Source organism: Streptomyces sp. NPDC058985 (assembly GCF_042740985.1).
GTDB lineage: Bacteria > Actinomycetota > Actinomycetes > Streptomycetales > Streptomycetaceae > Streptomyces.
The window spans coordinates 25111-51126 of record NZ_JBHYJX010000012.1 but is presented as its reverse complement, the minus strand read 5'-3'; the positions used below and the strand labels follow the sequence as shown (position 1 = coordinate 51126).

Sequence of the window (26016 nt, the reverse complement as noted above, 5' to 3'; positions counted from 1 at the left end):
CGGGCTACCGTCGACGCTCGCGGTACAGGTCGCGGAGCAGGGCGATCTCGGCCCCGTGGTGGAGTACCTCCTGGTTGACCCACCAGACGATGTCGACGAACGGCTCCTCCGCGTCACTGCCGTGGGGGTACGTGCACCGGCCGACGGTGTCCAGTGCGGCGTCGTCGATGCTCAGCAGGGCCTCCCGCCAGGCCGTGGCGCCCGCCTCGAAAGCGGCGACCCCCTCCTTCGCGCCGCCCGCGACGGCGTACACGTCGCGGGTGAGGGTGCGCGTGCCGGCCGTGTGGTCGGCCCGCAGGAGCAGCATCTCGGCGAGGTGGCTGAGCCGCCACGCGAGGCTCGTGAAGGGCGGCGGTACGGGATGCGGGTGGGGCGCGGCGTCCCTGCCCCACTCGCCGGTGCCGGTCAGCAGCGTGGCCCGCGGCCCGGGCCCGTCCGCCCGCCGCCGCACCGACCAGCAGCCCGGCACCGGCTCCCAGGAGAACTCCTCGTCCGTCACGCGAGCGACCGGGGTCCGGGTTCCGTCGCCGCTGTCCATGTCCGGGCCGGTCAGACGGCCGGTCAGGCGCTCGCACGCGAAGTCGAACTGTTCGATCAGGGGGACCAGACGGGCCGGTGTCATCGGACTCTCCTGCCGTGTACCGGACGGGACCGGTGATGCATACGTGCTGCCGGCCCGACAGCCTGCCACGACCGCCCCGCGTCGCGCGCCCGGATTTCCGCGGAGCCCTCGGTTCCGTCCGGGCCGTGGGTGAACCGGTGTACGGGGAAAGGGCGTTGCCGCGTAGGTTGTGGGAAAGCACCCACGCCTCGGCTGAAAGACGGACCGCCACCATGAACGACCCCGCGACGACGCCCGGTCACTCGGCACACCAGAAGATCGACACCTCGGTACCGCACTCGGCCCGGATCTGGAACTACTGGCTGGGCGGGAAGGACAACTACCCGGTGGACGAGGAGGCCGGCGACGCGTACACCGCCGTCTTCCCCGGCATCGTCACCATCGCCCGCAGCAGCCGGGCCTTCCTGCGCCGCAACATCACCCATCTGGTCGCCGAGGCGGGCATCCGGCAGTTCCTCGACATCGGCACCGGTCTGCCGACCGCCGACAACACCCACGAGGTCGCCCAGCGTCTCGCGCCCGAGGCGCGCGTCGTCTACGTGGACAACGACCCGATGGTCCTCGCCCACGCCCGCGCGCTGCTGTACTCCACCCCGGAGGGCGCGACCGCCTACATCGACGCCGACGTGCTCGACCCCGACACCGTCCTGGCGGCCGCCGCCAAGACCCTGGACCTCGACCGGCCGGTCGCCCTCATCCTCAGCAACATCCTGGGCCACGTCGCCGACCACGACCGGGCGCGCTCCATCGCCACCCGGCTGATGGACGCCCTGCCGTCCGGCAGCCACCTCTCGGTCAACGACGGCTCGCGGGGCACGGACCCGGAGTTCGAGCGGGCGCAGGACGCCTACAACGAGAGCGGTGCCGCGCCGTACATCCTGCGCACCGTCGACGAGATCACGGCATACTTCGACGGCCTGGAGCTCGTGGAGCCGGGCGTGGTCCCGGTGACCCTCTGGCGCCCCGAGGCCGGCGGCCCCGCCCCTGAGCCCGTCGGCGAACACGGCGGTCTCGCGCGCAAGCCGTGACGCAACGCGCGGCGTCCGGCGCCGGACGCCGCGCCACGCCCGATCGAAAGGAGCACCCCGATGTCCGCATGGCAGCTGCCCGAGTCGTACCGCAGCGGCTCGGGCACCGTCCGCTGGAACCGGCTGGGCGACCCGGACGGGCGCCCGCTGGTCCTGCTGCACGGAACGCCGTTCTCCTCGTACGTGTGGCGTGCGGTGGCCCGTTCGCTGACGCGGGACCACCAGGTGTTCGTGTGGGACATGCCCGGCTACGGGCTGTCGGAGAAGTTCCCGGGCCAGGACGTGTCACTGGCGGCGCAGGGCAGGGTCTTCACCGAGCTGCTGGACCACTGGGGCCTGGCGGAGCCCCTGGTCGTCGCGCACGACTTCGGGGGCGCCGTCGCGCTGCGGGCCCATCTGCTGCACGACGCCCGCTACCGGGCACTGGCCCTGGTCGATCCGGTCGCGCTGGCGCCCTGGGGGTCGCCGTTCTTCCGCCTGGTCCGCGAGCACGCCGAGGTCTTCGAGCGGCTGCCCCCGGCGCTCCACGGGGCGCTGGTGCGCGAGTACGTCGGTTCCACGGGCGGTCCCGGACTGCACCCGGCGGTGCTGGACCAGCTCGTCCGGCCCTGGCTCGGCGAGTCGGGGCAGCCGGCCTTCTACCGGCAGATCGCCCAGGCGGACCAGCGGTACACCGACGAGATCCAGGACCGGTACACCCGGATCGGCGTACCGACACTGGTCTGCTGGGGTGAGGACGACGCCTGGATTCCCGTGGCGAAGGGGCGCGAACTCGCCGCCGCCGTGCCCGGCGCACGGTGGGAGCCGATCGCCCAGGCGGGTCATCTGGTCCAGGAGGACGCGCCGGCCGAGCTGACCGCCGCACTGCTCGGCTTCCTGCGCGACGTTCCCTGACGACACACCACAGGGCAGGGTGCCCGGAGACGCGCGGTCTCCGGCCACCCTGCCCTGTTCGGCGGTCTGCCGGTCAGGCGGGGGTGATGTTCTCCGCCTGCGGGCCCTTCTGGCCCTGGGTGATGTCGAAGGTGACGGCCTGGCCTTCCTGGAGCTCGCGGTAGCCCTGGGCGTTGATGTTGGAGTAGTGCGCGAAGACGTCGGGACCGCCGCCGTCCTGCGCGATGAAGCCGAAGCCCTTTTCAGAGTTGAACCACTTGACAGTTCCGCTGGCCATGCCTTTTGCCTTTCAGCCGTTATCGGATCCGCACCGCGCGAACCCGGAGGTGGTCGTCCTGGTCCTCCGGCATTGCACAGCAAACCGCCCGCACTCCGGGGCGGGCGGTCTGGGCGAACCACGACATCTGCTGCTGACGCTACACGGCATGTCCGAGCCCCACCAGTGAGTAAGGGGTGTGAGCGGCAACGATGTTGCGTACGAGGGCCCGGAACGGCCGCCGCGCGGGTCCCCTCTGCGCCATCCGGGGGAGAGGGCGGGGCGAGCGGACACCCCGGTTCCGCAAGTGGTCTAGCTATGAGTAGTCCACCCACGGAGTCGGAGATCGATATGACCGTCAGGAAAGCGCTGGCCCTGGTGATCGGCGCTGCCGTGTGCACCGGCGTGCTGGGGACCGGCTGCGCCCGGCAGCAGGCGGCCCCCTCCTCGCAGGACGCGCACGGGCCCGGCAGTCCGGCGGCCCAGCCGGTGTCCCCCCAGCCCGGTCCCCCGCGCCACTTCCCCCGTCCGCTTCCCGGGGTCGGTCCGGTCATGCGGGACCTGCTCCCGCCCGGCACGCGGCAGGCCCTGGTGGTGACCGGTGAGTCGGAGACGTCGTCGCAGGCGCGGGTGGTGCTCTACGAGCGGTATCCCGCCCAGGGGTGGCGGGCGGTCGCGGGTCCCTGGTCCGCGCACAACGGCCTGCGCGGCTGGACCGACGACCACGAGGCGGGCGACCTGCACTCGCCCATCGGTGTCTTCGGGCTCAGCGACGCGGGCGGCCGGCTGCCGGACCCGGGGAGCCTGCTCCCGTACGACCAGGATCCCGAGTTCGCCGTGTCGGGCACCGGGCATCTGGGCGAGCCGCTGGAGGGGTCCTTCGACTACGTGATCGCCATCGACTACAACCGGGTGCCGGGCACCACCCCGCTGGACCTGACCCGTCCCGAGGGGGAGGACAGGGGCGGCGGCGTCTGGATCCACGTGGACCACGACGGGCCGACCAACGCCTGCGTGTCCCTGAGCGAGGAGCACATGCGCGCGTTGCTGACCGCCGTGGACCCGGACAAGGAGCCGGTGGTCGTCATGGGCCCGAGGGAGGTCCTGGCGCGGTAGTACACCCCTCGTGCGTCCACCCCGCGTAGACGCCCGGTGCGAGAAGGCAACGGAGCACGACGTCACCGGACCGGGCCGGACGGACCGGTTCGGACGGTGCGGTCTTGACGGGGCAAAGCACGGTCGGCCTACTGGAGACCAACTGGGCGTATGCGGGGGACCGGCCCCATGCCGACCCGCCGTCATCCCGGGCCGGGACCGAGGTCAGGAGTCCGACAGTGCGGCGTCGACGGGCGGCGGCGGCAGTCCTGCTGGCGTGGGCGCTGCTGTATCTCCTCACCCCCCGGCCGCCGGTGCTCGACGAGGCGTCCGCGGAGCGTGCGGCGGTCACGGTCGCCGTGGTGGCCGACACCGCGGGGGAATCCGGTCCCTGCGAGGAGGACTCCCGGGCCCGTCACGTCGCCGTCCGCGCGCCGAGGGCCGCGGGTTCGGCGGGCGCCGACGACGGGGACGTCGCCCGCGTCCCGGCGCCTGCTCACGACGCCAGGCAGCACGGGGCGGCGGCCGGCCGTCCGTCGCCGGCCCGCGGGAGGGTGACCGACGGGGGCGCCCCGGGCGTGGCCGCACTGCAGACGTTCCGCTGCTGAGCGAGGCGGTACCGAGCAGGCCTGCGCCGCGCGGCCCGGGTGACCACCCGCCGCGACGCGGTGTCCGGCAGGCCGTCGTGTGTCCTCAGTTCCGACGACGCAGGAGGCAGGCGCGTGTCCGGTAAGCGCATCGACGTGATCGGGCCGGGGCGGCTCGGCGCGGACGACCACAAGATCTGGCGGGAGATCAGGGCCGCCTCCCGAGCACCGGCGAACCCGTTCCTGGACCCGGCGTTCACCACGGCCGTGGGCCTGGTCAGGCCGCGGGCCGAGGTGGCGGTCCTGCGGGACGACGGCGTCCCGGTGGGGTACTTCCCGTACGAGCGGGGATTCGCGGGCCAGGGCCGGGCCATCGGGCTCGGGGTGTCGGACAGCCAGGGCGCCGTGCTGCGGGACGGCATCCGTCTCGACCCCCGGGCGCTGCTGCGGGCCTGTTCGCTGTCGTCCTGGGAGTTCGACAACCTGGAGTCGGACCAGGACATGTTCCTGCCGCACACGGCCGAGGCGCTGGCCTCGCCGGTCGTCGACCTGGGTGACGGCTTCGACCGGTACACGCGGGCCCTGCGCGCCGGGTCGCCCGGGTTCCTGAAGCAGACGCTCGCCAAGGAGCGAAGACTCGCCCGGCAGGTCGGCGAAGTCCGCTTCGTGTACGACGAACAGGACCCCGCGGCGCTGGGCACGCTCATGCGCTGGAAGTCCGCGCAGTACCGGCGCACCGGCCGGCGCGACCGGTTCGCGCAGACCTGGATCACCGCTCTGGTGGAGCTGCTCGCCCGGAGCGAGGATCCCGGGTGCCGTGGTGTGCTGTCGGTGCTGCACGCCGGCGGCCGGCCGGTGGCCGCCCACTTCGGGCTGCGCTCGCCGACGGTCCTGTCCTGGTGGTTCCCGGCGTACGACCGTGCGTACGCCAAGTACTCACCCGGGCTCGTGCTGCTGTTGCGGATGCTGGAGGCGGCGGCCGCGGACGGGATCGAGACGGTGGACCTGGGCAGTGGGCCGGCCCGCTACAAGGAGTCGTTCAAGACGCGGGACCTGCGGGTGTACGAGGGTGCGGTGGTGCGCCCCGGGCCGGGCGGCGCGGTCCACCGGATGCGTCGGGATCCGGTACGGGCCGCCCGGCGTTTCGTGCGGGACCGGCCGCGGCTGGCGCGCACCGCGGCCCGGGCGCTGGAGGAGCTGGGCCGGGTGCGCGACCGCTGACGCGGGCAGGGGGGTGTGCGGCGGGTGTTCAGCGCACGGGCGGCATCTCGGTGGGCGTCGAGTCGAGGCCGGGCCTGCGCTCGCGCCAGGCACCCCGGGTGAAGTCGGGGATCTCGACCGGGCGGCCGCCCCGGGCCAGGGAGGTGACGCTCAGCGGGACCGGCGCGCACCAGGCGGCCGAGTCGTAGACGTCGATGTCCGGCACCAGCCCCACCCGCATGAGCTGGACCAGGCGCCACTGGAGGACGTAGTCCATGCCGCCGTGGCCGCCGTTGTTCGCGGCGTCGTCGCCGACCTTCCGCCACAGCCAGTGGTCGTACTCCTTGCGGTAGGCCTCGAAGTCCCGCCAGGTGTGGCCGCTGTGGTCCGGTTCGACGTAGATCCGGGCGCCGGTCGGGGCGGATCCGGCGTAGTCCTCGACGATGCCCCGGCTGCCGGCGAGGGTGTTGATGCGGCTGTACGGCCGGGGCGAACTCACGTCGTGCTCCGCCCGGATGGTCCGGCCCCGCGCCGTTTCGATCATGCAGGTGACCAGGTCACCGTTGATGTATTCCTCCTTCCAGGAGGGGTGGTCCCGGGGGACGAAGCGCGCCCGGTAGTCGGCCAGGCCCTTCGGCGCGGTCGAGGTGGCGGTGAGGGTGGCCATGCGGTCGCCGCGGTTGACGTCCATGGCCGCCGCGATGGGTGCCAGTCCGTGCATCGGGTAGAAGGACGCGGTGCTGCGGGTGTGCCAGAGCCGGCGCCAGGAGTCGGTGTAGTAGGTGTCGGAGAAGAGGAGTTCACGCAGGTCGTGGAGGTAGCCTCCGTGGCCGTTGGTGACCTCTCCGAACAGGCCGTCGTGGGCAGCCTTCAGCATGGCCAGCTCGTTGCGGCCGTAGCTGCAGTTCTCGGACAGGAGCAGGTGCCTGCGGGTGCGCTCGGAGGTGTCCACGAGGTCCCACAGCTGGCGCAGTTCGGTCGCGACGGGGAGCTCCACCACGGCGTGCTTGCCGCTGAGCAGCGCCGCTCTCCCCTGCTCGTAGTGGAACTCCCAGGGCGTGGCGATGTACACGAGGTCGATGTCGTCGCGCCTGAGCATCCGGGCGTAGGAGTCGGCCGAGCCGCCGTACTCGGCGGGGCGCGGGTGGCCCTTGCCCGCCAGCCGGTCGGCGGCGTTCTTGGCGCGGTCGGCGCGGATGTCGCAGACGGCGGTCACCGTACAGCCGGGTACGGCGGCCCAGCCGGTGATCATACCGCCGCCGCGGTTGCCGAGGCCGATGACGCCGACGCGGACGGTTCTGTGGGCGTCGAAGGGCACGCCGATCATCGACTTCTGGCCGGGCCGGCGGCGGGGCGGGGCCGGCTCGGCCGCCGACGCGGACGGGGCGGCCGCGGTCATCCCGGCGGCGGCCGCGCCGGTGGCGACGGCGGAGCCCAGCAGCAGTCGGCGTGAGACAGCGGGCTTTTCGGACATGACGGCAACACTCCTCGTGGGCGGTCGGCTGCACGGTGGGGGCGCGGACGGGCGTTGTCGAGCACTGTCGGGGCATGACTCTGCGGTGTCAGCCCTGACATGTCAATACGTGCTCGATACAAAGCCGTTCCGAGCATCTCCGCGCACCGGAGGGGTGCTCGTCCTCGCGTCTACATGCCGTCCTGGACCACTCCGCGGGTCGAGAGCGTGACGGGGTCCTTGGTGGTGAAGTCGCCGGGCGGGATGCCCGGATGGTGCCCCTGACCCGGGGGCGGGGCCTGGTCGCGCGGGCCCAGGGTGAGGCGGGAGACGATGCGGTAGCGGTCGCCCCGGTAGAGCGAGTGCACGTACTCGACGGGGCGGCCCAGCGTGTCGGTGGTCAGGCGCTCGAAGAGGAGCGCCGGGGAGAGTTCGGGGACGTCGAGGAGGTCGGCCTCGGCCCGGGTGACCACGGTGGGCTCGATCGACTGCACGGCCTCGCTGACCCGGACGTCGTGCCGCTCGGCCAGGTGCGCGTACAGGTCGCCCTGCTCCAGTTCCTCACTGGTCAGGTCCGAGACGAGGTCGGCCGGTACGTGCAGGTACTCGATGGCCATGGGCGCTCCGTCCACCAGCCGCAGCCTGGCCACGTAGTGGATCCGCGCCGCCGGCGACATGCGCAGCTTGCGGCCCACCCGGGCGCCCGCGGGGAGGGTGCGGACCTCCAGGAGGCTGCTGGTCCAGGCGCCCGCGGCCTGCGGGAGGCTGAAGGCCCGCCGGTCCGAGACCAGTTCCTGGGTGATCTTCTCGGCGGCGACGAACATGCCCCGGCCGTGCTCGCGCACCAGCAGTCCGGCGACCACCAGTTCGTCGACCGCGGCACGCAGCGTGGGCCGGGAGACGCCGAGTTCGGCGCACAGGGTGCGTTCGGAGGGGATGGCGTCCCCCGGGCGCCGCTCCTCGACGAGTTCCAGGATCGCGTCGCGGACGCGCTCACGTTTGAGCACCGCACCGGAGGCGGCGGCGTCGATCTCCATGCAGTACTCCCGTAACTGGTCTGCTGGTCAACCGAGCTTACCTGTCCACCTAGCTCGTGATCCAGCCACTCGTCGGGCCTACACGGCTGAAATCCCTTAGGCACGCGAGGGGTTGACGCCCTCATTGGTCCATGCCACCTTCGACCGACGCCGACTGGTAAGCCCTGCGCCCCTTACTGGTCAAGTGCGGGTGCGTCGTCCCTTCCAGCTCTCCCAGAGGTGAACCGTGAAGTACCGCTCCCTCGCCCTGTTCTCCACCCTGGTGCTCGGTGCCGGGCTCGCCGCCTGTTCCTCCGGCGGCTCCTCGGACGGCGCCGGGTCCGGCCGGACCGCCCTCGACGTGTGGCTCATGCGCGACAGCGTCTCGGCCGGCTTCCAGAAGGAGTTCGAGACGGGCTTCGAGAAGGCCCATCCCGACATCGATCTGAAGATCCAGATCCAGGAGTGGGAGGGCATCGGTGAGAAGGTCACGGCCGCCCTGGCCAGCAACGACGCCCCCGATGTCATCGAGGTCGGCAACACCCAGGTCGCCCAGTACGCCCAGAGCGGCGGCCTCACCGACTTCTCGGACCGGGTGGACGAACTGGGCGGTGGCGACTGGCTGAAGGGGCTCGCGGAGCCCGGGGCGTACGACGGGAAGCAGTACGGCATCCCCTACTACGCGGCCAACCGGGTCGTCATCCACCGCACCGACCTGTTCGAGAAGGCGGGCGTTGACCCCGCCTCGATCAGGACCAGGGACCAGTGGATCGCCGCCACCCGCAAGCTCGACGAGGGCGGCACCCAGGGGATCTATCTGCCGGGACAGAACTGGTACGTCCTGTCGGGCTTCGTCTGGGACGAGGGGGGCGACCTGGCCGTGAAGTCCGGCGGCGGTTGGAAGGGCGGCCTGGACAGCCCCGGGGCGCTGCGGGCGATGGACTTCTACCAGCGCCTCCAGGCCCTCGGCAAGGGCCCCAAGGACTCGGACGAGTCCCAGCCGCCGCAGGCGGAGGTGATGGCCAAGGGCCAGGTCGCCCAGATCATCGCGGTCCCCGGCGGTGCCAAGGTCATCGAGGAGAAGAACCCCGAACTCAAGGGGAAGCTCGGCTTCTTCCCGATTCCCGGCAAGACCGCCGACCGGCCCGGCGCCGTCTTCACCGGCGGTTCCGACCTGGTCGTCCCGGCCGTCGCCGCGCACCAGGAGGAGGCGTTCACCTTCATCCGGGAACTGACCGGCGACGCCTGGCAGAAGAAGCTCGCGGTCGCCATGAGCTACGTACCGAACAAGACCACGCTGGCGGACGCCGTCTCCGGCGACCCGGGCACCGCGGCCATGGCGGCCGGTGCCGCGAACGGACACGCCACCCCCAACACCCCGCAGTGGGCGGCGGTCGAGGCCAAGAACCCGGTCAAGGAGTACATGACCGCCGTCCTCACCGGCGAGGACGCGGCGTCCGGGGCCGCAAAGGCGTCCCGGACCATCACCGACACCCTCAACAGCGGCTCCTGACCGCGACCCGACGATCCGAGGGAACAGGAGGCGCCGTGTCGACCGTCCGTGAGCGGAGCGTGCCGCGCGAGGCAGCCCGTCGCCGTCCGCCCGCCGCGTCCGGGGGCGTGCGGGGACGCGGCGGGACGGGCCGGGGCGCGCTGTGGCCGTACCTGCTGATCGCGCCCGCCGTGCTGGGCATGCTCTACCTGCTGCTCTATCCGCTGGCCCGCGCGGTGCTCATCTCCGTGCAGGACTTCCGGCTGCGCCAACTCATCCTGGGTGATGCCGAGTTCGTGGGGCTGCGCAACTACCGGACGCTGCTCGGCGACCCGGAGTTCTGGGAGGTGGTGCGCCGCACCTTCGTCTTCATGGCGGTCTGCGTGGTCGCCATCATGGTCCTGTCGACCCTGGTCGCGCTGATGACCGAGCGGCTGGGCAGGGTGGCCAGGACCGTGGTCCTCAGCTCCCTGGTCCTGGTCTGGGCGGTCCCGGTGGTCGCGGCCACCACCGTCTTCCAGTGGCTGTTCCACTCCGAGTTCGGCATCGTCAACGAGACCCTGACCGGCCTCGGCCTCGACTCGTACGAGGGATACACCTGGTTCGCGCACGGCGGCACCGCGTTCGCCATCGTGGTGGTGCTGATCGTCTGGCAGTCCGTGCCGTTCGCGGCGATCACGCTCTACTCGGCGCTGGTCACCGTACCGGCCGAGCTGTACGAGTCGGCGCGGATGGACGGCGCGGGCGGCACCCGCGTCTTCCGCTCCGTCACCTTCCCGCTGATCCAGCCGATCTTCATGCTCGTCCTGTCGCTCGAGGTCATCTGGACGTTCAAGGCGTTCGTGCAGATCTGGGTGATGACCCGGGGCGGCCCCGGCGAGGCCACCACCATCCTGCCGGTGTACGCCGTGCAGACCGCGCTGGCCGGGCAGCGCTACGACCTGGGGTCGGCCGCCTCGATGCTCACGGTCCTGCTGATGAGCGGCGTCCTCGTCCTGTACTTCCGCCAACTCTTCCGTCAGGAGGGCGAGCAGCTGTGAGCACCCCGCACCCCTCGCCGCGCCGCGCGCCCCGCCGCGCGCTGCGCCGCCTCCCGCTCCACGCGGCGGCCCTGCTCACCGTCGTGGTCTGCCTGTTCCCCGTGTACTGGATGGTCACGACGGCCCTCAAACCGTCCACGGACATCCAGTCGTACGACCCCCGGCTGATCCCCGGCGCGTGGACGCTCGACCACTTCCGGCGGGCCGTCGGCGCCGACGGGTTCGCGCTGTTCTGGCGCAACAGCATCCTGGTCACCCTCAGCGCCGTGCTCCTCGCCCTGCTGGTCGCCCTCGGCGCCGCCTACGCCGTGGCCCGGATGCGCTGGCGCGGGCGCCGGCAGTTCATGCTGGCAGTGTTCATCGCGCAGATGGCGCCCTGGGAGTCGCTGATCATCCCGATCTACATCATCTCCCGCGACACCGGCATGCTCGACCGCCTGCCGACGCTGACGCTCATCTACTTCATGATCACACTGCCGTTCACCGTGGTGGTGCTGCGCGGCTTCATCGCGGGCATCCCGCCCGAACTGGAGGAGGCCGCGCAGGTGGACGGGTGCACCCGGGGCGCCGCCTTCCGCAAGGTCGCTTTCCCGCTGCTGGCGCCCGGTCTGATGGCCACCTCGCTGTTCGGCTTCATCACCGCGTGGAACGAGTTCACCTACGCCAACTTCCTCATCATCAAGCAGCAGGACAGCCGGACGCTGCCGGTCTGGCTCTCCTCGTTCCAGTCGACGTTCGGCACCGACTGGGGAGCCACCATGGCGGCCTCCACCCTCTTCGCCCTCCCCGCGCTGGTCGTCTTCCTCGCCCTGCAACGCCATGTGACGGCCGGGCTCGCCTCAGGAGGCGTCAAGGGCTGACCCGTACGGCCCTCCCCGCCCTCCCCCGCCCGCCGCGCACCGCCGACCACCGGAGCCGTCCCGTGGACCTGCCACGCCCCGAACTGGCCCTCGTACCCCGCCCCCGGCGCCTCTCCACCCGTGCCGGCCGCTTCCGCCTCGACGACACGACCCGGCTGCGGGTCACCCCGGGCGCCGGACCGGCCGCCGCCCTGCTGCGCACCCTCCTCGCCCCCGCCACGGCGCTGCCCCTGCCGACGGCCGCCGACGGCGCCTTCGTCCTCGCCCTCGACCCCGCCCTGACCGGCCTCGGCGACGAGGGCTACGGCCTGACCGTCAGCCCGCAGGGCGTCCTCCTGCGCGCCGCCCGCCCGGCCGGACTCCTGCACGGCGTGCAGACGGTGCGGCAACTCCTGCCGTACGAGGCCCTGTCCGGGCGGCCGGTGCGCGGGGTGCCGTGGGAGCTGCCCGCGGTGGAGATCACCGACGTGCCCCGGTACGCCTGGCGCGGCTCCATGCTCGACGTCGCCCGGCACTTCCAGCCGGTGTCCTACCTGCGGCGCTACGTGGACCTGATGGCGCTGCACAAGCTGAACGTGTTCCATCTCCACCTCACCGACGACCAGGGCTGGCGGATGCCGGTGGCCGCGTATCCGCGGCTGACCGAGGTCGGCGGAGCGCGGGCGGAGTCGATGGCGGGGCCCGCGGGCAGTGACCGCTTCGACGGCGTCCCGCACGGCGGTTCCTACACCCGGGCGGAGCTGCGGGACCTGGTGGCGTACGCGGCCGGGCGCGGCGTGAGCGTGCTCCCGGAGATCGGGCTGCCCGGACATGTCCGCGCCGCGCTGGCCGCCCACCCCGAGCTGGGCACCGATCCCGGACGGCGCCTGGGCGTGTGGACCCACTGGGGGGTGTGCGAGAACGTCCTGGGCACCGACGACCACGTCCTGGACTTCTTCCGGACCGTCCTGGACGAGGTCATGGACGTCTTCCCCGCGCCGTACGTCCACATCGGGGGCGACGAGTGCCCCACCGTCGAGTGGGAGCGCAGTGCGGCGGCGCGCGCCCGGGCCGCCCGGGAAGGGCTGCCGGGACCGCGCGCCCTGCACCCCTGGTTCATCGCCCGCATGTCCGAGCACCTGGTGGGCGCGGGCCGCCGGCCGGTCGTGTGGGCCGAGAACGGCGTCACCCTCCCCCTGGACTGCACGGTGATGAGCTGGCGCGAACCCGGCCACGCGCACGCGGCGGCACGGCGCGGGCACGAGGTCGTGCACGCCGACCACCGGGCGACGTACTTCGACTACCCGCGCGGCCCCGGCCCCGGGGAACCGCCCGGCCAGCCCGGCGGGATCGTCGACCTGCGCGCGGTGTACGACGTCGACCTCACCCCGCCGGCGCCCGAGGACGCGTCCCGGGTGCTGGGCGCCCAGGGCCAGTTGTGGACCGAGTTCGTGCCCACCGGGGCCCACGTCGAGTACCTCACCTACCCGCGGCTGTGCGCGCTCGCCGAGCGGGTCTGGGACGGCACGTCCGGCTGGCGGGACTTCACGTCCCGGCTGGCCGGGCACCGGGCCCGCCTGGACGCCCTGGACGTGCCGCACGCCGACCCGCCGGTCCCCGTGCCGGCGCTCCACGCCCCGAGCTTCACACCCCCCACGCTCCCGCACCCGCGGAAGCCCTGCCGAAAGGACTACCGATGAACGACCGACCCACCGGCCGACTCCCCGGCCGAAACACCAGCCGCACCGGCCCCGGGCGCGTCCGGCTCGCGCTCGCCCTGGCGGCGCTCCTCGGGGGCGGTGCCCTGACCGCCCTCCCCGCCCAGGCCGCCCCCGCGGCGGACGGCCTCAGCGTCCAGTACCGCACCAGCGCGGGCGGGGCCACCGCGGACCAGACGGAACCCTGGCTGAAGGTCCGCAACACCGGCTCCTCCCCCGTCCAGCTCAGCCAGGTGAAGGTCCGCTACTACTTCAAGGCCGACTCGCCGGGCGACTCCTACCGCTTCGCCTGCTCCTGGGCGGTGCGCGGCTGCTCGGTCGTCACCGGCACGTTCGGCACGCTGAGCAACCCGACGGCGACCGCCGACCGCTACCTGGAGGTCGGCTTCACCCAGGCGGCCGGCACACTGGCGCCCGGCGCGGACACCGGCGACCTCCAGCTGCGGTTCCACCGGACCAACTGGCAGACGGTCCGGCAGAGCGACGACTACTCCTTCAACGGCGCCCAGACGTCGTACGCGAGCTGGGACAAGGTCACCGCTCAGCTCGCCGGTGCCACCGTGTGGGGCACGGCCCCCGAGGGCAACGACCCGACCGACCCCACCGATCCCACGGACCCGCCCGGCGACGGGCAGGCGCTGTTCGACGACTTCGACTACGGCTCGCACACCGACCCCGCGATCTCCGCGCACGGCTGGAGCGTGCGCGCCAACTCCGGCGGCCCCGGCGTCCCCGGCGCCACCTGGGACCCGTCGAAGGTCACCTTCGTCTCGTCCGGGGGCAACTCGGTGATGAACCTGGAGACCTCCACGGCGGGGACCGGCGCGTCCACCACCCACACCGAGGTCCTCACCAGGGCCACGAAGTTCCGGAACGGCACCTACGCCGCGCGCGTGAAGTTCTCCGACGCGCCGAGGTCGGGGCCCGACGGCGACCACCTGGTGCAGACGTTCTTCACCATCAACGACCTCAAGGCGCCGATGGCCGACGACTACGCCGAGTACGACTTCGAGTACCTGCCCAACGGCGGGTGGGGCGAGCCGGCGAACATCCTGTACACGACGTCCTGGGAGACCTACAACCCCGACCCCTGGCAGGCCGTCAACCAGCACTCGGAGCAGCGCCGGAGCTACGCGGGCTGGCACGACTTGGTCGTCACGATCGACGACAGCGCCATCAGGTACTACGTGGACGGGCAGCACTTCGGCACCCATGACGCGCAGTACCTGCCCGAGCGGCCGATGTCGATCAACTTCAACCAGTGGCTGATCGACCTGAACGGCCAGACGTCGACGGCCCCGCGCGCCTACGACCAGCAGGTCGACTACGTCCTGCACGTCAAGGACCAGGTGCTCACCCCGGCCCAGGTGGCCGCGAAGGTCGCCGGGTACCGGGACGCCGGTACGGACTTCGTGGACGAGGTTCCCGCCTCCTGACCCCTGGCGGGGACGGTCAGAACAGCCGCTCCTGGGCGGGTGCCGGCCGTCCCCGCCGGTTGCGGGGACGGGTGCCCGGGGCGGGCGCCTCCTCCCCGAACAGGGGGGCGGTGCCGTACTCGTCCGGCTCGGCCGGCACGGTGGCGGGACCGGTGCCCACGTTGAGGACCAGCGGGGCGTCCCGGTCGAAGTCGCCCGGTGTCATCGCCACCCACTCACGGTCCTGCCGCTCTCCCACGCACCGACACCTCTCTCGCGCCGCCCGCCGCGACCACGCGACGCTACCAGCCCCGCGGCCACCCGGTGATCACGGCTCCGGCCTGGCTCCCTCCCATCGTTCCCGGTGTTCCGCCGACCGACGCATCATGATTTATTCTGCGCTGAATGAAGGTTCTTCGATCACCTTCGTGCACCGACTCTCTCATTTCGAACCCTTGACAGGGGCTGGATCCGGTCGATTTACTCCCGGTCAACGCCGATGTCATGCGATCGGCGGCAGAGGTACGCCCAGCCGGTAGCTGGCTCGACGCCAGGAGCCCGGACTGAGTCGCCAGGACTGCCATGCGCGTCCGAGGCGGGGCCGTGCCCACCACCCTCCGGAGCTCGAACCATGAGCCGCACGCAGGTGCACACCTCGAAGAAGCCGGTTCTGGCGGGCGTCTGCGCCGCCGCCGTCCTCGCCACCGCCGCCGCACTCGTCCCGGGCAGCACCCCGGCCGAGGCCGCGGTACCGGCCCCGCCCCCCGCGCACGCGGACTTCGACTACCAGATCGGCGGCGCCTACACCCCGCCGGCCGGCGTACGGGTGGTCAGCCGCGACCACACGGCCTCCCCCGCGGCGGGCCTCTACAACATCTGCTACGTCAACGCCTTCCAGGCGCAGCGCGGTGCCGAGGACGAGTGGGACGACGACCTGCTGCTGCGCGACGCGGGCGGCGACATCGTCTACGACACCGAGTGGAAGGAGGCCCTGCTCGACCTGCGCACCGCCGACAAGCGCGAGCGCGTCGCCGAGAAGATCGGCACCTGGATCGACAGCTGCGGGGACAAGGGTTTCCAGGCGGTCGAGCCGGACAACTACGACAGCTACACCCGCTCGCACAAGCTCCTCGACGCCGCCGACGCCCAGGCGTTCATCAAGCTGCTCGCGGAGCGCGCGCACGCCGACGGGCTGGCCATCGGTCAGAAGAACACCGTCGAACTCGCCGGGAACCGCGTGGCGAACGGTCTGGACTTCGCGGTGGCCGAGGAGTGCGGCGAGTGGGACGAGTGCGGCGACTACACGGCCGAGTTCGGCGACCACGTGATCGTCATCGAGTACACCGCCGAGGGCCTGTCGAAGGCCTGCTCCGGGTTCGCGGACACGCTCAGCATCGTCCGGCGCGACCTGGACGTCTCGCCGAAGGGCAGCAGCTCCTACGTCCGTGAGACCTGCTGACTTTACCCACGGCCAGTCCTTGGAGGTACAGATGGATGCGGTCCGACGTGCCGCGGGACCCTCCCGCAGGAGGGTGCTGCGGTCGGCCTCAGGCGCGGCGCTCACGGCGGTCGCGGGCACCACGCTGACCGGCTGCGGAGCCGGCAGGGATGACGGCGTCGGCCCCGACGGCACGGTCACCATCGAGATGTGGCACGGCCAGGCCGACACCGCGAAGAAGGTCCTGCAGGGCCTGGTGGCCGACTTCGAGCGCGGTCACCCGCGCCCCAAGGTGTCGATGGGCGGCGGGGTGCTGTCGGACGTGATGCTCCAGAAGGTGACCGCCGCCCTCGCCGCCGGGTCCTACCCGGACATCGCCTACATCTTCGGCTCGGACCTGGCGCGGGTGGCCCGCAGCCCGCAGGTCGTCGATCTGACCGAGGAGGTCGAGTCCGGTCCCGTGCCGTGGAAGAGCCACTGGGCGGCGGCCCGGGAGGCCGTGACGATCAACGGGCGGGTCAGGGCCGCTCCGGCACTGCTCGACTCACTCGCCGTGGTCTGCAACAAGAAGCTGTTCCGCGAGGCGGGCCTGCCGCTGCCGGAGGCCGGCTGGAGCTGGCAGGACTTCGTCACCTGCGCGCGTCGCCTGACCGACAGCGGCCGCGGCCGGTTCGGCACCGGCTGGCCCGGCACGGGCGACGAGGACACCGTGTGGCGCCTGTGGCCGATGATCTGGGACCTCGGCGGCGACGTCGTCGACGACAGCGGCAAGGGCATCGGCTTCTCCGACTCCGGCACCCGCGCGCTGGAGGTGGTGGCCGGCCTGGTCCGTGACAAGAGCGTCTACATCGACCCCAAGCCCGGCAGCGAGCAGATGTACCAGGTGTTCCTGTCCGGCCGCATGGGCATGGTGGTCACCGGTCCCTGGCAGCTGCCCGACGTCGAGCACGCGGAGATCGACTACCACGTCGCTCCCCTGCCGACCTTCAGCGGGCGCCCGGTGACCATCTCGGGACCCGACACCTGGACCGTGTTCGACAACGGCGAGGCGCGGTCCCGCGCCGCCCGCACCTTCCTGGACTGGCTCTCGCGGCCCGAGCAGGACGTGCGCTGGGACATCGAGGCCGGCAGCCTCCCGCTCAGCCGCCGCACCGAGTCCCTGCCGGCCTGGCAGGACAAGGTCGCCCGCACCGAGGGCCTGGCCGTGTTCACCAAGGCCCTGGAGACGGCGCGCGTGCGCCCCGTCCACCCGGCGTACCCGGAGGTCTCGCAGGCGCTGGGGCAGGCGATCGTCGCCGTGCTCCTGGGGCGCGGCACTCCCGAGAAGGCGTTGCGTGCCTGCGCCGACGACGCCAACGCCGCCCTGCTCATACCGCGTTGAGGAGCCACACCGCCATGCCGCGCCTCCCCCGACCCATCACCCTCGCGGGATCGCCGCCCGAGCCACGTGCCCTGCGCCGCAAGCGCCGGCGCGAGACGGGCACCGCCTGGGCCTTCGTCTCACCGGCGGTCCTCATCGTCCTGGGCCTGAGCATCGTGCCCGTGGTCTGGTCGCTGCTACTGTCCTTCCAGGCCAGTGACCTGGTGACGCCGAGCCGCTGGGTCGGCCTCGACAACTACCGCGCCCTCGCCCAGGACCCCGACTTCAGTCAGGCGGTCCGCAACACCCTGCTCTACACGGTCCTGTACGTGCCGCTGAGCATGTTCTTCGGACTGGCCCTCGCCCTGGTGCTGAACCGGCGCTTCCGCCTGGTCGGCCTCTACCGCACCCTGATCTTCGTGCCGTTCGTCCTGTCGGCGACGGCGCAGGGCGTGCTGTTCTCCTTCATCCTGGACCCGGAGTTCGGCGCCGCCAACTCGGTGCTGCACCGCCTCGGCATCTCGTCGCAGGGCTTCCTCTCCGATCCGTCCCAGGCGCTGCTGGTGCTGGTGGCGATCACCCTGTGGAGCGGCACCGGGTTCTGCGTCGTCGTCTACCTCGCCGCCCTCCAGGACGTGCCGCAGTCCCTCGTCGAGGCGGCCCGCCTCGACGGCGCCGGCCGCCGGCATCTGCTGCGCCACGTCACGCTGCCGACCCTCACGCCGGTCACCGTCTTCCTGGTGGTGTGGCAGGCCATCCAGTCCCTCCAGGTCTTCGACCTCGTGTACGTCACCACCAAGGGCGGCCCGCTCGGCTCGACCACGGTGATCGTCTACTTCATCTGGGAGCAGGCGTTCAAGAACGCCACCGCCGGATACGGGGCCTCGGCCGCGTACGTCCTGGCCGTCGCCCTCGCCCTGGTCGCCGGGTCCGTCCGCATCGTCCGGCGTCGGGGACGCCACCGTCTCGAAGGGGCCCGATCATGACGGCGACCTCCACCCGGCCCGACACCCTCCACACCGTTGCGTCGAAGCCCGCCGGCATCGAACGGCACCGGCGGCGGCTCCCGTTCAGTCCGTGGCACCTGCTGCTCGCGCCGCTCGCCCTCACCTTCGCCGTGCCGCTGGTCTGGCTGCTGCTGAGTTCGGTGATGAGCAACGCGGAGATCAACCGCTTCCCGCCGGCCCTGTGGCCGTCCGGCATCGATCTCGGCGGCTACCGCTACGTGCTGGGCAACGCGATGTTCCCCCGCTGGTTCGCCAACTCGCTGATCGTCTCGGCGGTCACCGTCACCGCGAACCTCGTCTTCGGCTCGCTCGCCGGGTACGCCTTCGCCCGGATGCGGTTCGCGGGGTCCCGGGTGCTGCTGGGGCTGATGCTCGCCACCATGGCGGTGCCGTTCCAGCTGACGATGATCCCGACGTTCCTGGTGATGAAGAAGTTCGGGCTCATCGACACCCTGGGCGCGCTGATCGTGCCGTCACTGGTCACCCCGTTCGCGGTCTTCCTGCTGCGGCAGTTCTTCCTCTCGCTGCCCAGGGAGCTGGAGGAGGCCGCCTGGATCGACGGCTGCTCCCGGCTGCGGGTGCTGTTCCGCATCGTGCTGCCGCTGTCGCGGCCCGCGCTGAGCACGGTGGCCGTGCTCACCTTCCTCACCACGTGGAACGACCTGACCTGGCCGCTGATCGCGATCAACCACGACACGCAGTACACGCTGCAACTGGGCCTGACCACCTTCCAGGGACAGCACCACACCCAGTGGGCCGCGGTGATGGCCGGCAACGTCATCACCGTGCTGCCCGTGCTGCTCGCCTTCCTCGGCGCGCAGAAGACCTTCATCCAGTCGATCACCTCCAGTGGTCTCAAGGGCTGACGTCCCGCCCTCCCCCGCCGCACCTCTCCCGCCTCAGCCACCCCAGGGAAGACCCATGTCGCACACCCTCGACCTGCTCGTCGTCGGCGACGCCAATCCCGACGTCGTCCTCGGGCCGCTCGACGCCCCGCTCGCCTTCGGGCAGCGCGAACAACTCGTCGCCGTTGGCGCCCTCACCCTCGGCGGCTCCGCCGCGATCATGGCGTGCGGCGCCGCCCGCCTCGGTCTGCGGGTGGCGTTCGCCGGACGCGTCGGCGACGACGACGCGGGCCGGTACATGCGCGACAGCCTCCGTTCGCACGGCGTCGACACCACCGCCCTGCGCACCGACTCGCGCCTGCCCACGCCGCTCACCGTCGTTCTGACCCTGGCCGAGGGGGACCGCGCCATCGTCACGGCGCCGGGAACCCTGCGGTCCACGACGGCCTCCGACGTCCCGGCCGACCTGCTGGCCGCGGCCCGTCACGTGCACGCAGCGTCGTACTTCCTGCTGCCCGGCCTCGCCGCCGGGCTGCCCGGCCTGCTGCGCGCCGCGCGCTCGAACGGCGCGACGACCTCCCTCGACACCAACGACGACCCCTCGGGGCGCTGGGACCCGCCCGGTCTCGACGCCGTGCTCGCCCACACCGACTACCTGCTGCCCAACGCGGCCGAGGCGCGGCGGCTCGCCGGACTCGACACGACGGACCTCGGCGAGTCCGCCGCCGCCCTCGCGGAGCGAGGACCGACGGTCGTCGTCAAGAACGGGGCCGAGGGCGCCCTGTGCCACGACGGCAGCACCCTGCTCTCCACGCCGGGCATCCCGGCGCGGCCCGTCGACACGGTGGGCGCCGGCGACAGCTTCGACGCCGGCTTCGTCGCCGCCCTCCTCGCCGGGCTCACCCTGCCCGACGCCCTCGAACTCGCCGCCGTCTGCGGCGCGCTGTCCACCCGCGCCCACGGCGGCACGACCGCCCAGCCCACCTGGGACGAAGCGTTCGCCCAGGTCACCCGCAACGGAAAGAACCCCGCATGAGCACCGCCCAGCCGACCGCCCCCAAGATCACCTTCATCGGAGCCGGCAGCGTCGTCTTCACCCAGGGCCTGCTCGCCGACCTCTTCGCGTTCGACGAGCTGAAGTCCGCGCACATCGCGCTGCACGACATCGACGCGGAGCGCCTGTCCACCGCGCGGGCCGCCGCCGAGTACATCGCCGCCGAACGCGGCGCCCGCCCCCGTGTCACCGCGCACGCCGACCGCCGCGAGGCCCTCGCCGGCGCCGACTTCGTCATCAACATCGTGCAGGTCGGCATGCGGGAGGCGACCCGCACCGACTTCGAGGTGCCGGCCCGGTACGGGTTGCGCCAGACCATCGGCGACACCCTCGGCGTGGGCGGCATCTTCCGCGCCCTGCGCACCTTCCCGCTGCTCAGGGAGTTGGGTCGGGACATCGCCGAGCTGTGCCCGGACGCCTGGCTGCTCAACTACACCAACCCGATGGCGATGAACGTCCAGTACCTCGCCGAGGCGACCGGCCTGACCCGGGTGGTGGGACTGTGCCACTCCGTCCACTGGACCATCCAGAGCCTGTGCGACCTGCTCAAGGTCCCCTACGAGGAGGTCACCTACCGGGCCGCGGGCGTCAACCACCAGGCGTGGGTGCTCCGTCTGGAGCACGGCGGCAGCGACCTGTACCCGCGGCTCGACGCCCTGATCGCCGAGGACGAGCAGCTGCGCCGGCGGGTCCGCGTCGACATGTACCGGCGCCTGGGCGCGTACCCGACCGAGACCAGCGAGCACTCCTCCGAGTACGTCCCCTGGTACCTGCACCACGACAGCGAGATCGACCGGCTGCGGCTGCCCGTCGGCGCCTACCTGGACATCGTGGACGAGAACGTCGCCGAGTACGAGCGGACCCGGTCTGCGCTGGCCTGCGGCGCGCCGCTCACCGTCGAGGGCACCATGGAGTACGCCCCGCAGATCATCCACAGCATCGTGACCGGCACGCCCCGCACGATCTACGGCAACGTGCCCAACCACGGCCTGATCGACAACCTCCCCGCCCGCGGCGCCGTCGAAGTACCGTGCCTGGTCGACTCCTCGGGCATCCAGCCCACCCGGATCGGCGCGCTGCCCCCGCAATTGGCGGCCCTCAACCGCACCTACCTGAGCACCACCGACCTGGTGGTGCGGGCCGCGACGGAGGACGACCCGCGGCACATCAGGCACGCCGCGATGACCGACCCGGCGACGGCGGCGACGCTGCGGGTCGAGCAGATCTGGGAGCTGTGCGACGCCATGGTCCGCGCCCACGGTGACCGGCTCCAGCCGGGGCTGCGGGCGGTGCTCGGCCGCTGAGCCGGCGCGACCGACCCGACCGAATCGACCGAATCGACCGACTCTGCGAACACGACGAACACGACGAGGGAGGCGGGACGATGCCCCGAGTGACGCTGGCGCTGGTCGGTGCCGGTCTGCGCGGGCTGACGTACGCACGCCACGCCCAGGACACCGGCGCGGGCGAGGTGGTGGCGGTGGCCGAACCGGACCCCGTGCGCCGGGCCGCGGCCGGACGGGAGTTCGGCGTGCCGGCGCACCGCCTGTACACCGGCTGGGAGGAGCTGGCGGGGCGGGAACGGCTGGCGGACGCTGCGGTGGTCGCCACCCAGGACCGCCTGCACACGGCGCCCGCGGTGCGGCTGGCGGGGCTCGGCTACCACCTGCTGCTGGAGAAGCCGATGGCGACCGAGGAGCGGGACGCGAAGGCCATGGCCGAGGCCGCGGAACGGGCCGGGATCATGCTCGCGGTCTGTCACGTCCTGCGGTACACGCCCTACACACGGGCCCTCAAGTCCCTGCTGGACAGCGGCCGGATCGGCAGGCTGACGAGTGTGGAGCACCTGGAGCCGGTCGGCTGGTGGCACCAGGCGCACTCGTTCGTGCGCGGCAACTGGCGCCGAAGCGACACCTCGGCACCGATGCTGCTCACCAAGGCGTGCCACGACGTGGACTGGCTGGTCCACCTCGTCGGCAGCGCCCCGCGGCGGGTCTCCTCCTTCGGCTCGCTCACCCACTTCCGCGCCGACGCCGCGCCCGCCGGGGCGGCCGCACGGTGCCTGGACTGTTCGGTCGAGGCGGACTGCCCGTACTCGGCCAAGCGGCTCTACCTCGGCTGTCTGGGCGACGCGGACAGCGAGTTCTGGCCGCTGTCGGCGGTGACGGACACCTTCACCGAGGAGGGCGTGGAGCGGGCGCTGCGCACCGGCCCCTACGGGCGTTGTGTGTACGCCTGCGACAACGACGTCGTGGACCACCAGGTCGTCGCCATGGAGTTCGCCGACGGCGCCACCTGCTCGTTCACCATGAGCGCCTTCACGCCGATGGGGCACCGGCGCACCCGGCTGCACGGCACGCACGGCTTCGCCGAAGGGGACGGGACGAGCATCCGGCTGGTCGACTTCCGCACGGGCGCCGAGTCGGTGGTCGATCCCGAGGTCACGGCCGGGGCTTCGGCGGCCGACGGGCACGGCGGCGGGGACGAGGCGCTGGTCGACGCGTTCCTCGACGCGGTCGCCACCGGTGACGCGAGCGCCCTGGCGTCGGACGCGGCCGCGAGTCTGGCGACCCACCGGGTCGTCTGGGCCGCCGAACGGGCCCGCCGTACCGGTGAGGTGGTCACGATCGGCTCGTGACGCGGACGCTTGGTGCGGCCCCGCGTACGGGGGATGACACGGGGCCGCACCAGCAAGCTATCGAAGTAATCCGGTCCCGGCCAGACCCGGCGGCCTAGCGGTCGCCGCACTCGGCCGGCTCTGCCCGTTCGGGCAGCTCCTTCTGCCTCGGCGTCTCCTGACTCACCGGCACCACCGCGTTACCGTCCTTGGGTGAGCATCACGTCCCGGCGAGCGGCCAGGTGAACGACGAGCGGCTGACCGTGGCGGAGGCGACCGGCCACACGGACGAGGCACCGCCGGAGCAGGCGGAACAGCCCCCGGAGCGGAAGCGGAGGCGCCGGGGTCCCGGACTCCTCACCCTGCTGCTGTTGCCGGCTCTGGTGACCGTCATCGGTGTGGCCTCCTTCCTCGCGCTGACGGGCGGACTGCCGAACCCCTGGCCCGACGACTCGGACTCGAAACGGTCATCGGGAGTCGACGTCGACCCCTCCTACATCCCGTGGCTGCGCAAGGCGGCCTCGGCCTGCACCGTCCTCGACCCGTCCGTGCTCGCCGCCCAGATCGACCAGCTCTCCGGCTGGAGCGACGACACGGACGAGCTGTCGGGGCAGAAGGGCATCGCCGCCTTCACCGACTCCGAGTGGCGGACCTGGGGCAAGGACGACGACGGCAACGGCAAGGCCTCGCCGCGCGAACCGGCGGACGCCATCATGGCGCTGGGCCGGCGGGACTGCTCCCTGGCCGAGAAGGTGACCGAGCTGCGCACCGAGGGCCGGGTCAACGGCGACCTCGTGGACCTGACGCTGGCCGCGTACGCGACCGGAACGGACGCCGTGACGAAGGCGGGACGCGTCCCGGCGGAGGCGGAGACCTATCTCGCCGAGGTCCACAAGCTGCTCCCCCGCTACGAGGCGCTCGACCGGGAGGATCCCGCCGGTGCGGGCGGTGCGGCCGGCGCCCTGCTGACCGCCCCCGTCAGCCCGCTCACCATCACGTCGCCCTACGGATCCCGCGAGCATCCGCTGACCGGTGTGACCAAGCTGCACACCGGCGTGGACTTCGCGGCGCCCCAGGGTGCGCAGGTCGTCGCCGCGCGTGGGGGACGCGTGGTGTTCGCGGCGCCGACCAGCGCGTACGGCAACCGTGTCGTGGTCGACCACGGGACCATCCAGGGCAAGCGGCTGGAGACGACGTACAGCCACCTGTCCGCCCTGGAGACCGCCGTCGGGCAGTCGGTGGAGGCCGGGACACCGATCGGCCGGGTCGGCTCCACCGGCCTGTCCACCGGCCCGCACCTGCACTTCGAGGTCGTCCTCGACGGCTACTACACGGACCCGCAGCCCTGGCTCGTCAGCGGCGGCTAGCGGCCGCCGGACAGGGAACTCCTTACAAGGGGGGCAGGCCTGCGCTCCTCCCGGCGCGGTGTCACTGCCGCCGCGCGCGTTTGATCCGCCGGATACCGTCCAGGGACACAACATGACCCAGTCGAAGCACGAGACAGAACGAAAGTACGAGCCCGCGACCCGCGGCGCCGGCGGGCTGCCCGACCTCACTGGTGTCGGTCCGGTCGCCTCGGTCACCGAGGCCGCGTCCGAGAAGCTGGACGCGGTCTACCACGACACCGAGGATCTGCGTCTCGTCGCGACCTCGGCCACGCTGCGCCGGCGGACGGGCGGTGCGGACGCCGGCTGGCACCTGAAGCTGCCGCTCACCGGGGACACCCGGGAGGAGGTGCGGGCCCCGCTGTCCGACGAGGTGCCCCCGGCGCTGCGCGAGCTGGCCCTGTCCCGCACCCGGGGCGCTCACCTGCGCCCGGTCGTCCGGATCCGCTCCAAGCGGGCCGTGCGACAGCTGCGCGACGCGGAGGGCAGGGTGCTCGCCGAGCTGAGCCTCGACGACGTGCGCGCCGACTCGCTGCTGCCGGGCGGCGGCCGTGCCGAGTGGAGCGAACTGGAGGTCGAACTCGCGGACGGGGCCGACGCCGATCTGCTGGACCGCGTGGAGAAGAAGCTCCGCAAGAAGGGCGTCGTCCGGTCCGACAGCCCCTCGAAGCTCGCCCGCGCGCTGCGGGACACCGGATCGGGAACCGGGCGGGAGGCGCCGGGGCCCGCCGAGGTGGTCGCGGCGTCGCCCGGCTCGTACGTGCTGGGGTATCTGCGCGAGCAGGTCGACGCCCTGGTGGCGCTGGATCCCGCGGTCCGCCGCGACCTGCCCGACGCCGTGCACCAGATGCGCGTCACCTGCCGCCGCCTGCGCGGTTGCCTGCGCTCGTACCGGTCGGTGCTCGACCGCCGGACCACCGATCCGGTGCGCGCGGAACTCAAGTGGCTGGCGGGCGAGCTGGGTGTGGCGCGGGACCAGGAGGTACTGCGCGAACGCATCGGCACCGCGCTGGACGAGCTGCCCGACGACCTGGTGCTCGGCCCCGTCGCCGCCCGGCTGCGGGTGTGGGACGTGTCCCGCGGCGGCGACGCGCTGACGCGGACGCGGGAGGCCCTGGATTCGCCCCGCTACCTGCTGCTCCTCGACGCGCTGGAGGGGCTGCTGCGGGAGCCGCCACTGCGGACCAAGGCGTCGGGGAAGCCGGCCCGGACGATGGCCGGGGCGGTGCTCAAGGAGTACGGCCGCCTCGCCGGGCGCATGGAGCACGCCTACGGGCTGTCGCCCGGCCCGGAGCGGGAGACGGCGCTGCACGAGGCGCGCAAGGCGGCCAAGAAGGTCCGCTACGCGGCCGAGGTCGCGCGTCCCGCGCTCGGCAAGCCCGTCGCGCGGCTCGGCAAGCGGTCCAAGAGGGTGCAGAAGGTGCTCGGCGAGCACCAGGACGCGGTCGTCGCCCAGGACGCCCTGCGGTCGCTGGGGGTGGCGGCCCACGGGGCGGGCGAGTCCGCGTTCACCTGGGGGCTGCTGCACGGCAGGGAGCGGGCTCGCGCGGAGGCGAGCCGGCGCGAGCTGCCCGAGGTGTGGCGCGCGGCCTCGGACCCGGCGCTGCGCGCTCCGCTGGAGCACTGAGCCTCCGGCGGCCCCTCGGAGGCAGTGC

24 protein-coding genes are annotated in these 26016 nt (G+C 72.5%); 19 read left to right on the top strand and 5 right to left on the bottom strand.

What is annotated here, in order from left to right:
• Window positions 1-4: 4 nt before the first annotated feature.
• Complete coding sequence (locus tag ACFW01_RS13730) at window positions 5-622, bottom strand: DinB family protein (RefSeq protein ID WP_384503664.1); 618 nt, start codon at window positions 620-622, stop codon at window positions 5-7.
• Window positions 623-834: 212 nt separating this feature from the next.
• Here ACFW01_RS13730 and ACFW01_RS13725 point away from each other — a divergent pair, with 212 nt between their 5' ends.
• The gene (locus tag ACFW01_RS13725; protein ID WP_234957876.1) at window positions 835-1650 is read left to right on the top strand and encodes an SAM-dependent methyltransferase; all 816 of its coding nucleotides are present in this window, start codon (window positions 835-837) and stop codon (window positions 1648-1650) included.
• A gap of 60 nt (window positions 1651-1710) precedes the next feature.
• Entirely contained in the window at window positions 1711-2544 is an 834-nt protein-coding gene (locus tag ACFW01_RS13720; RefSeq protein WP_384503662.1) for an alpha/beta fold hydrolase, read from the top strand.
• A gap of 73 nt (window positions 2545-2617) precedes the next feature.
• Here the strand turns inward: ACFW01_RS13720 and ACFW01_RS13715 are convergent, their stop codons facing one another.
• A complete protein-coding gene (locus ACFW01_RS13715) occupies window positions 2618-2821 on the bottom strand; it encodes a cold-shock protein (RefSeq protein WP_003978336.1) in 204 nt (67 codons plus the stop codon).
• Window positions 2822-3151: 330 nt separating this feature from the next.
• Between ACFW01_RS13715 and ACFW01_RS13710 the strand changes: the two genes are divergently transcribed.
• The 3 genes from ACFW01_RS13710 (at window position 3152) to ACFW01_RS13700 (ending at window position 5703) form a co-directional block, all read left to right on the top strand.
• Entirely contained in the window at window positions 3152-3916 is a 765-nt protein-coding gene (locus ACFW01_RS13710; protein WP_384503660.1) for a hypothetical protein, read from the top strand.
• Window positions 3917-4134: 218 nt separating this feature from the next.
• Window positions 4135-4503 carry a hypothetical protein gene (locus ACFW01_RS13705; protein WP_384503658.1) on the top strand — a complete coding sequence of 123 codons (369 nt, stop codon included), beginning with the start codon at window positions 4135-4137 and terminating at the stop codon, window positions 4501-4503.
• 114 nt (window positions 4504-4617) lie between these two features.
• Window positions 4618-5703 (top strand): GNAT family N-acetyltransferase, encoded by a 1086-nt coding sequence (locus ACFW01_RS13700; protein WP_234957880.1) that lies wholly within the window; start codon window positions 4618-4620, stop codon window positions 5701-5703.
• 28 nt (window positions 5704-5731) lie between these two features.
• Here the strand turns inward: ACFW01_RS13700 and ACFW01_RS13695 are convergent, their stop codons facing one another.
• Window positions 5732-7156 carry a Gfo/Idh/MocA family protein gene (locus tag ACFW01_RS13695; protein ID WP_384503656.1) on the bottom strand — a complete coding sequence of 475 codons (1425 nt, stop codon included), beginning with the start codon at window positions 7154-7156 and terminating at the stop codon, window positions 5732-5734.
• A 170-nt stretch (window positions 7157-7326) separates the two neighbouring features.
• Window positions 7327-8172 carry a GntR family transcriptional regulator gene (locus ACFW01_RS13690; protein ID WP_234957882.1) on the bottom strand — a complete coding sequence of 282 codons (846 nt, stop codon included), beginning with the start codon at window positions 8170-8172 and terminating at the stop codon, window positions 7327-7329.
• A gap of 226 nt (window positions 8173-8398) precedes the next feature.
• Here ACFW01_RS13690 and ACFW01_RS13685 point away from each other — a divergent pair, with 226 nt between their 5' ends.
• From ACFW01_RS13685 to ACFW01_RS13665, 5 genes are all read left to right on the top strand, one after another.
• Window positions 8399-9664: an extracellular solute-binding protein gene (locus ACFW01_RS13685; protein WP_384503654.1), complete on the top strand. Its 1266-nt coding sequence runs from the start codon at window positions 8399-8401 to the stop codon at window positions 9662-9664.
• A gap of 35 nt (window positions 9665-9699) precedes the next feature.
• Window positions 9700-10683, top strand: a complete 984-nt coding sequence (locus ACFW01_RS13680; protein ID WP_234957884.1) for a carbohydrate ABC transporter permease — start codon at window positions 9700-9702, stop codon at window positions 10681-10683.
• Window positions 10680-11543, top strand: coding sequence for a carbohydrate ABC transporter permease (locus ACFW01_RS13675; protein WP_234957885.1), 864 nt, complete (start codon window positions 10680-10682; stop codon window positions 11541-11543). The genes ACFW01_RS13680 and ACFW01_RS13675 overlap by 4 nt, the downstream gene beginning before the upstream one ends.
• Before the next feature lie 62 nt (window positions 11544-11605).
• The gene (locus ACFW01_RS13670; protein ID WP_234957886.1) at window positions 11606-13222 is read left to right on the top strand and encodes a beta-N-acetylhexosaminidase; all 1617 of its coding nucleotides are present in this window, start codon (window positions 11606-11608) and stop codon (window positions 13220-13222) included.
• Window positions 13219-14676, top strand: a complete 1458-nt coding sequence (locus tag ACFW01_RS13665) for a cellulose binding domain-containing protein (protein ID WP_384503651.1) — start codon at window positions 13219-13221, stop codon at window positions 14674-14676. The genes ACFW01_RS13670 and ACFW01_RS13665 overlap by 4 nt, the downstream gene beginning before the upstream one ends.
• Before the next feature lie 16 nt (window positions 14677-14692).
• Here the strand turns inward: ACFW01_RS13665 and ACFW01_RS13660 are convergent, their stop codons facing one another.
• Window positions 14693-14914 (bottom strand): hypothetical protein, encoded by a 222-nt coding sequence (locus tag ACFW01_RS13660; protein ID WP_161327279.1) that lies wholly within the window; start codon window positions 14912-14914, stop codon window positions 14693-14695.
• Window positions 14915-15286: 372 nt separating this feature from the next.
• Between ACFW01_RS13660 and ACFW01_RS13655 the strand changes: the two genes are divergently transcribed.
• The 9 genes from ACFW01_RS13655 (at window position 15287) to ACFW01_RS13615 (ending at window position 25988) form a co-directional block, all read left to right on the top strand.
• On the top strand, window positions 15287-16114 hold the full coding sequence (locus tag ACFW01_RS13655; RefSeq protein WP_384503649.1) for an endo alpha-1,4 polygalactosaminidase: 828 nt from the start codon (window positions 15287-15289) through the stop codon (window positions 16112-16114).
• Between the two features lie 31 nt (window positions 16115-16145).
• A complete protein-coding gene (locus ACFW01_RS13650) occupies window positions 16146-17474 on the top strand; it encodes an extracellular solute-binding protein (RefSeq protein ID WP_384503647.1) in 1329 nt (442 codons plus the stop codon).
• A gap of 14 nt (window positions 17475-17488) precedes the next feature.
• Window positions 17489-18439, top strand: a complete 951-nt coding sequence (locus ACFW01_RS13645) for a carbohydrate ABC transporter permease (protein WP_384503645.1) — start codon at window positions 17489-17491, stop codon at window positions 18437-18439.
• On the top strand, window positions 18436-19326 hold the full coding sequence (locus ACFW01_RS13640) for a carbohydrate ABC transporter permease (protein WP_384503643.1): 891 nt from the start codon (window positions 18436-18438) through the stop codon (window positions 19324-19326). The genes ACFW01_RS13645 and ACFW01_RS13640 overlap by 4 nt, the downstream gene beginning before the upstream one ends.
• 55 nt (window positions 19327-19381) lie before the next feature.
• On the top strand, window positions 19382-20341 hold the full coding sequence (locus ACFW01_RS13635) for a carbohydrate kinase family protein (RefSeq protein WP_384503641.1): 960 nt from the start codon (window positions 19382-19384) through the stop codon (window positions 20339-20341).
• Window positions 20338-21663 (top strand): alpha-glucosidase/alpha-galactosidase, encoded by a 1326-nt coding sequence (locus ACFW01_RS13630; RefSeq protein ID WP_384503639.1) that lies wholly within the window; start codon window positions 20338-20340, stop codon window positions 21661-21663. The genes ACFW01_RS13635 and ACFW01_RS13630 overlap by 4 nt, the downstream gene beginning before the upstream one ends.
• Before the next feature lie 80 nt (window positions 21664-21743).
• Window positions 21744-22997, top strand: a complete 1254-nt coding sequence (locus tag ACFW01_RS13625) for a Gfo/Idh/MocA family protein (RefSeq protein WP_384503637.1) — start codon at window positions 21744-21746, stop codon at window positions 22995-22997.
• Window positions 22998-23218: 221 nt separating this feature from the next.
• Window positions 23219-24343: a M23 family metallopeptidase gene (locus ACFW01_RS13620; RefSeq protein ID WP_384503753.1), complete on the top strand. Its 1125-nt coding sequence runs from the start codon at window positions 23219-23221 to the stop codon at window positions 24341-24343.
• Window positions 24344-24455: 112 nt separating this feature from the next.
• Window positions 24456-25988 (top strand): CHAD domain-containing protein, encoded by a 1533-nt coding sequence (locus tag ACFW01_RS13615; protein ID WP_384503635.1) that lies wholly within the window; start codon window positions 24456-24458, stop codon window positions 25986-25988.
• The last annotated feature ends 28 nt before the right edge of the window (window positions 25989-26016 follow it).

What these genes read in the sequence shown, in the direction of transcription:
- ACFW01_RS13655 (WP_384503649.1), top strand. Translation starts at nt 15,287, where the DNA reads ATGAGCCGCACGCAGGTGCACACCTCGAAGAAGCCGGTTCTGGCGGGC.
- ACFW01_RS13615 (WP_384503635.1), top strand. Translation starts at nt 24,456, where the DNA reads ATGACCCAGTCGAAGCACGAGACAGAACGAAAGTACGAGCCCGCGACC.
- ACFW01_RS13640 (WP_384503643.1), top strand. Translation starts at nt 18,436, where the DNA reads ATGACGGCGACCTCCACCCGGCCCGACACCCTCCACACCGTTGCGTCG.
- ACFW01_RS13710 (WP_384503660.1), top strand. Translation starts at nt 3,152, where the DNA reads ATGACCGTCAGGAAAGCGCTGGCCCTGGTGATCGGCGCTGCCGTGTGC.
- ACFW01_RS13720 (WP_384503662.1), top strand. Translation starts at nt 1,711, where the DNA reads ATGTCCGCATGGCAGCTGCCCGAGTCGTACCGCAGCGGCTCGGGCACC.
- ACFW01_RS13715 (WP_003978336.1), bottom strand. Translation starts at nt 2,821, where the DNA reads ATGGCCAGCGGAACTGTCAAGTGGTTCAACTCTGAAAAGGGCTTCGGC.
- ACFW01_RS13690 (WP_234957882.1), bottom strand. Translation starts at nt 8,172, where the DNA reads ATGGAGATCGACGCCGCCGCCTCCGGTGCGGTGCTCAAACGTGAGCGC.
- ACFW01_RS13645 (WP_384503645.1), top strand. Translation starts at nt 17,489, where the DNA reads ATGCCGCGCCTCCCCCGACCCATCACCCTCGCGGGATCGCCGCCCGAG.
- ACFW01_RS13635 (WP_384503641.1), top strand. Translation starts at nt 19,382, where the DNA reads ATGTCGCACACCCTCGACCTGCTCGTCGTCGGCGACGCCAATCCCGAC.
- ACFW01_RS13695 (WP_384503656.1), bottom strand. Translation starts at nt 7,156, where the DNA reads ATGTCCGAAAAGCCCGCTGTCTCACGCCGACTGCTGCTGGGCTCCGCC.
- ACFW01_RS13625 (WP_384503637.1), top strand. Translation starts at nt 21,744, where the DNA reads ATGCCCCGAGTGACGCTGGCGCTGGTCGGTGCCGGTCTGCGCGGGCTG.
- ACFW01_RS13650 (WP_384503647.1), top strand. Translation starts at nt 16,146, where the DNA reads ATGGATGCGGTCCGACGTGCCGCGGGACCCTCCCGCAGGAGGGTGCTG.
- ACFW01_RS13665 (WP_384503651.1), top strand. Translation starts at nt 13,219, where the DNA reads ATGAACGACCGACCCACCGGCCGACTCCCCGGCCGAAACACCAGCCGC.
- ACFW01_RS13730 (WP_384503664.1), bottom strand. Translation starts at nt 622, where the DNA reads ATGACACCGGCCCGTCTGGTCCCCCTGATCGAACAGTTCGACTTCGCG.
- ACFW01_RS13725 (WP_234957876.1), top strand. Translation starts at nt 835, where the DNA reads ATGAACGACCCCGCGACGACGCCCGGTCACTCGGCACACCAGAAGATC.
- ACFW01_RS13630 (WP_384503639.1), top strand. Translation starts at nt 20,338, where the DNA reads ATGAGCACCGCCCAGCCGACCGCCCCCAAGATCACCTTCATCGGAGCC.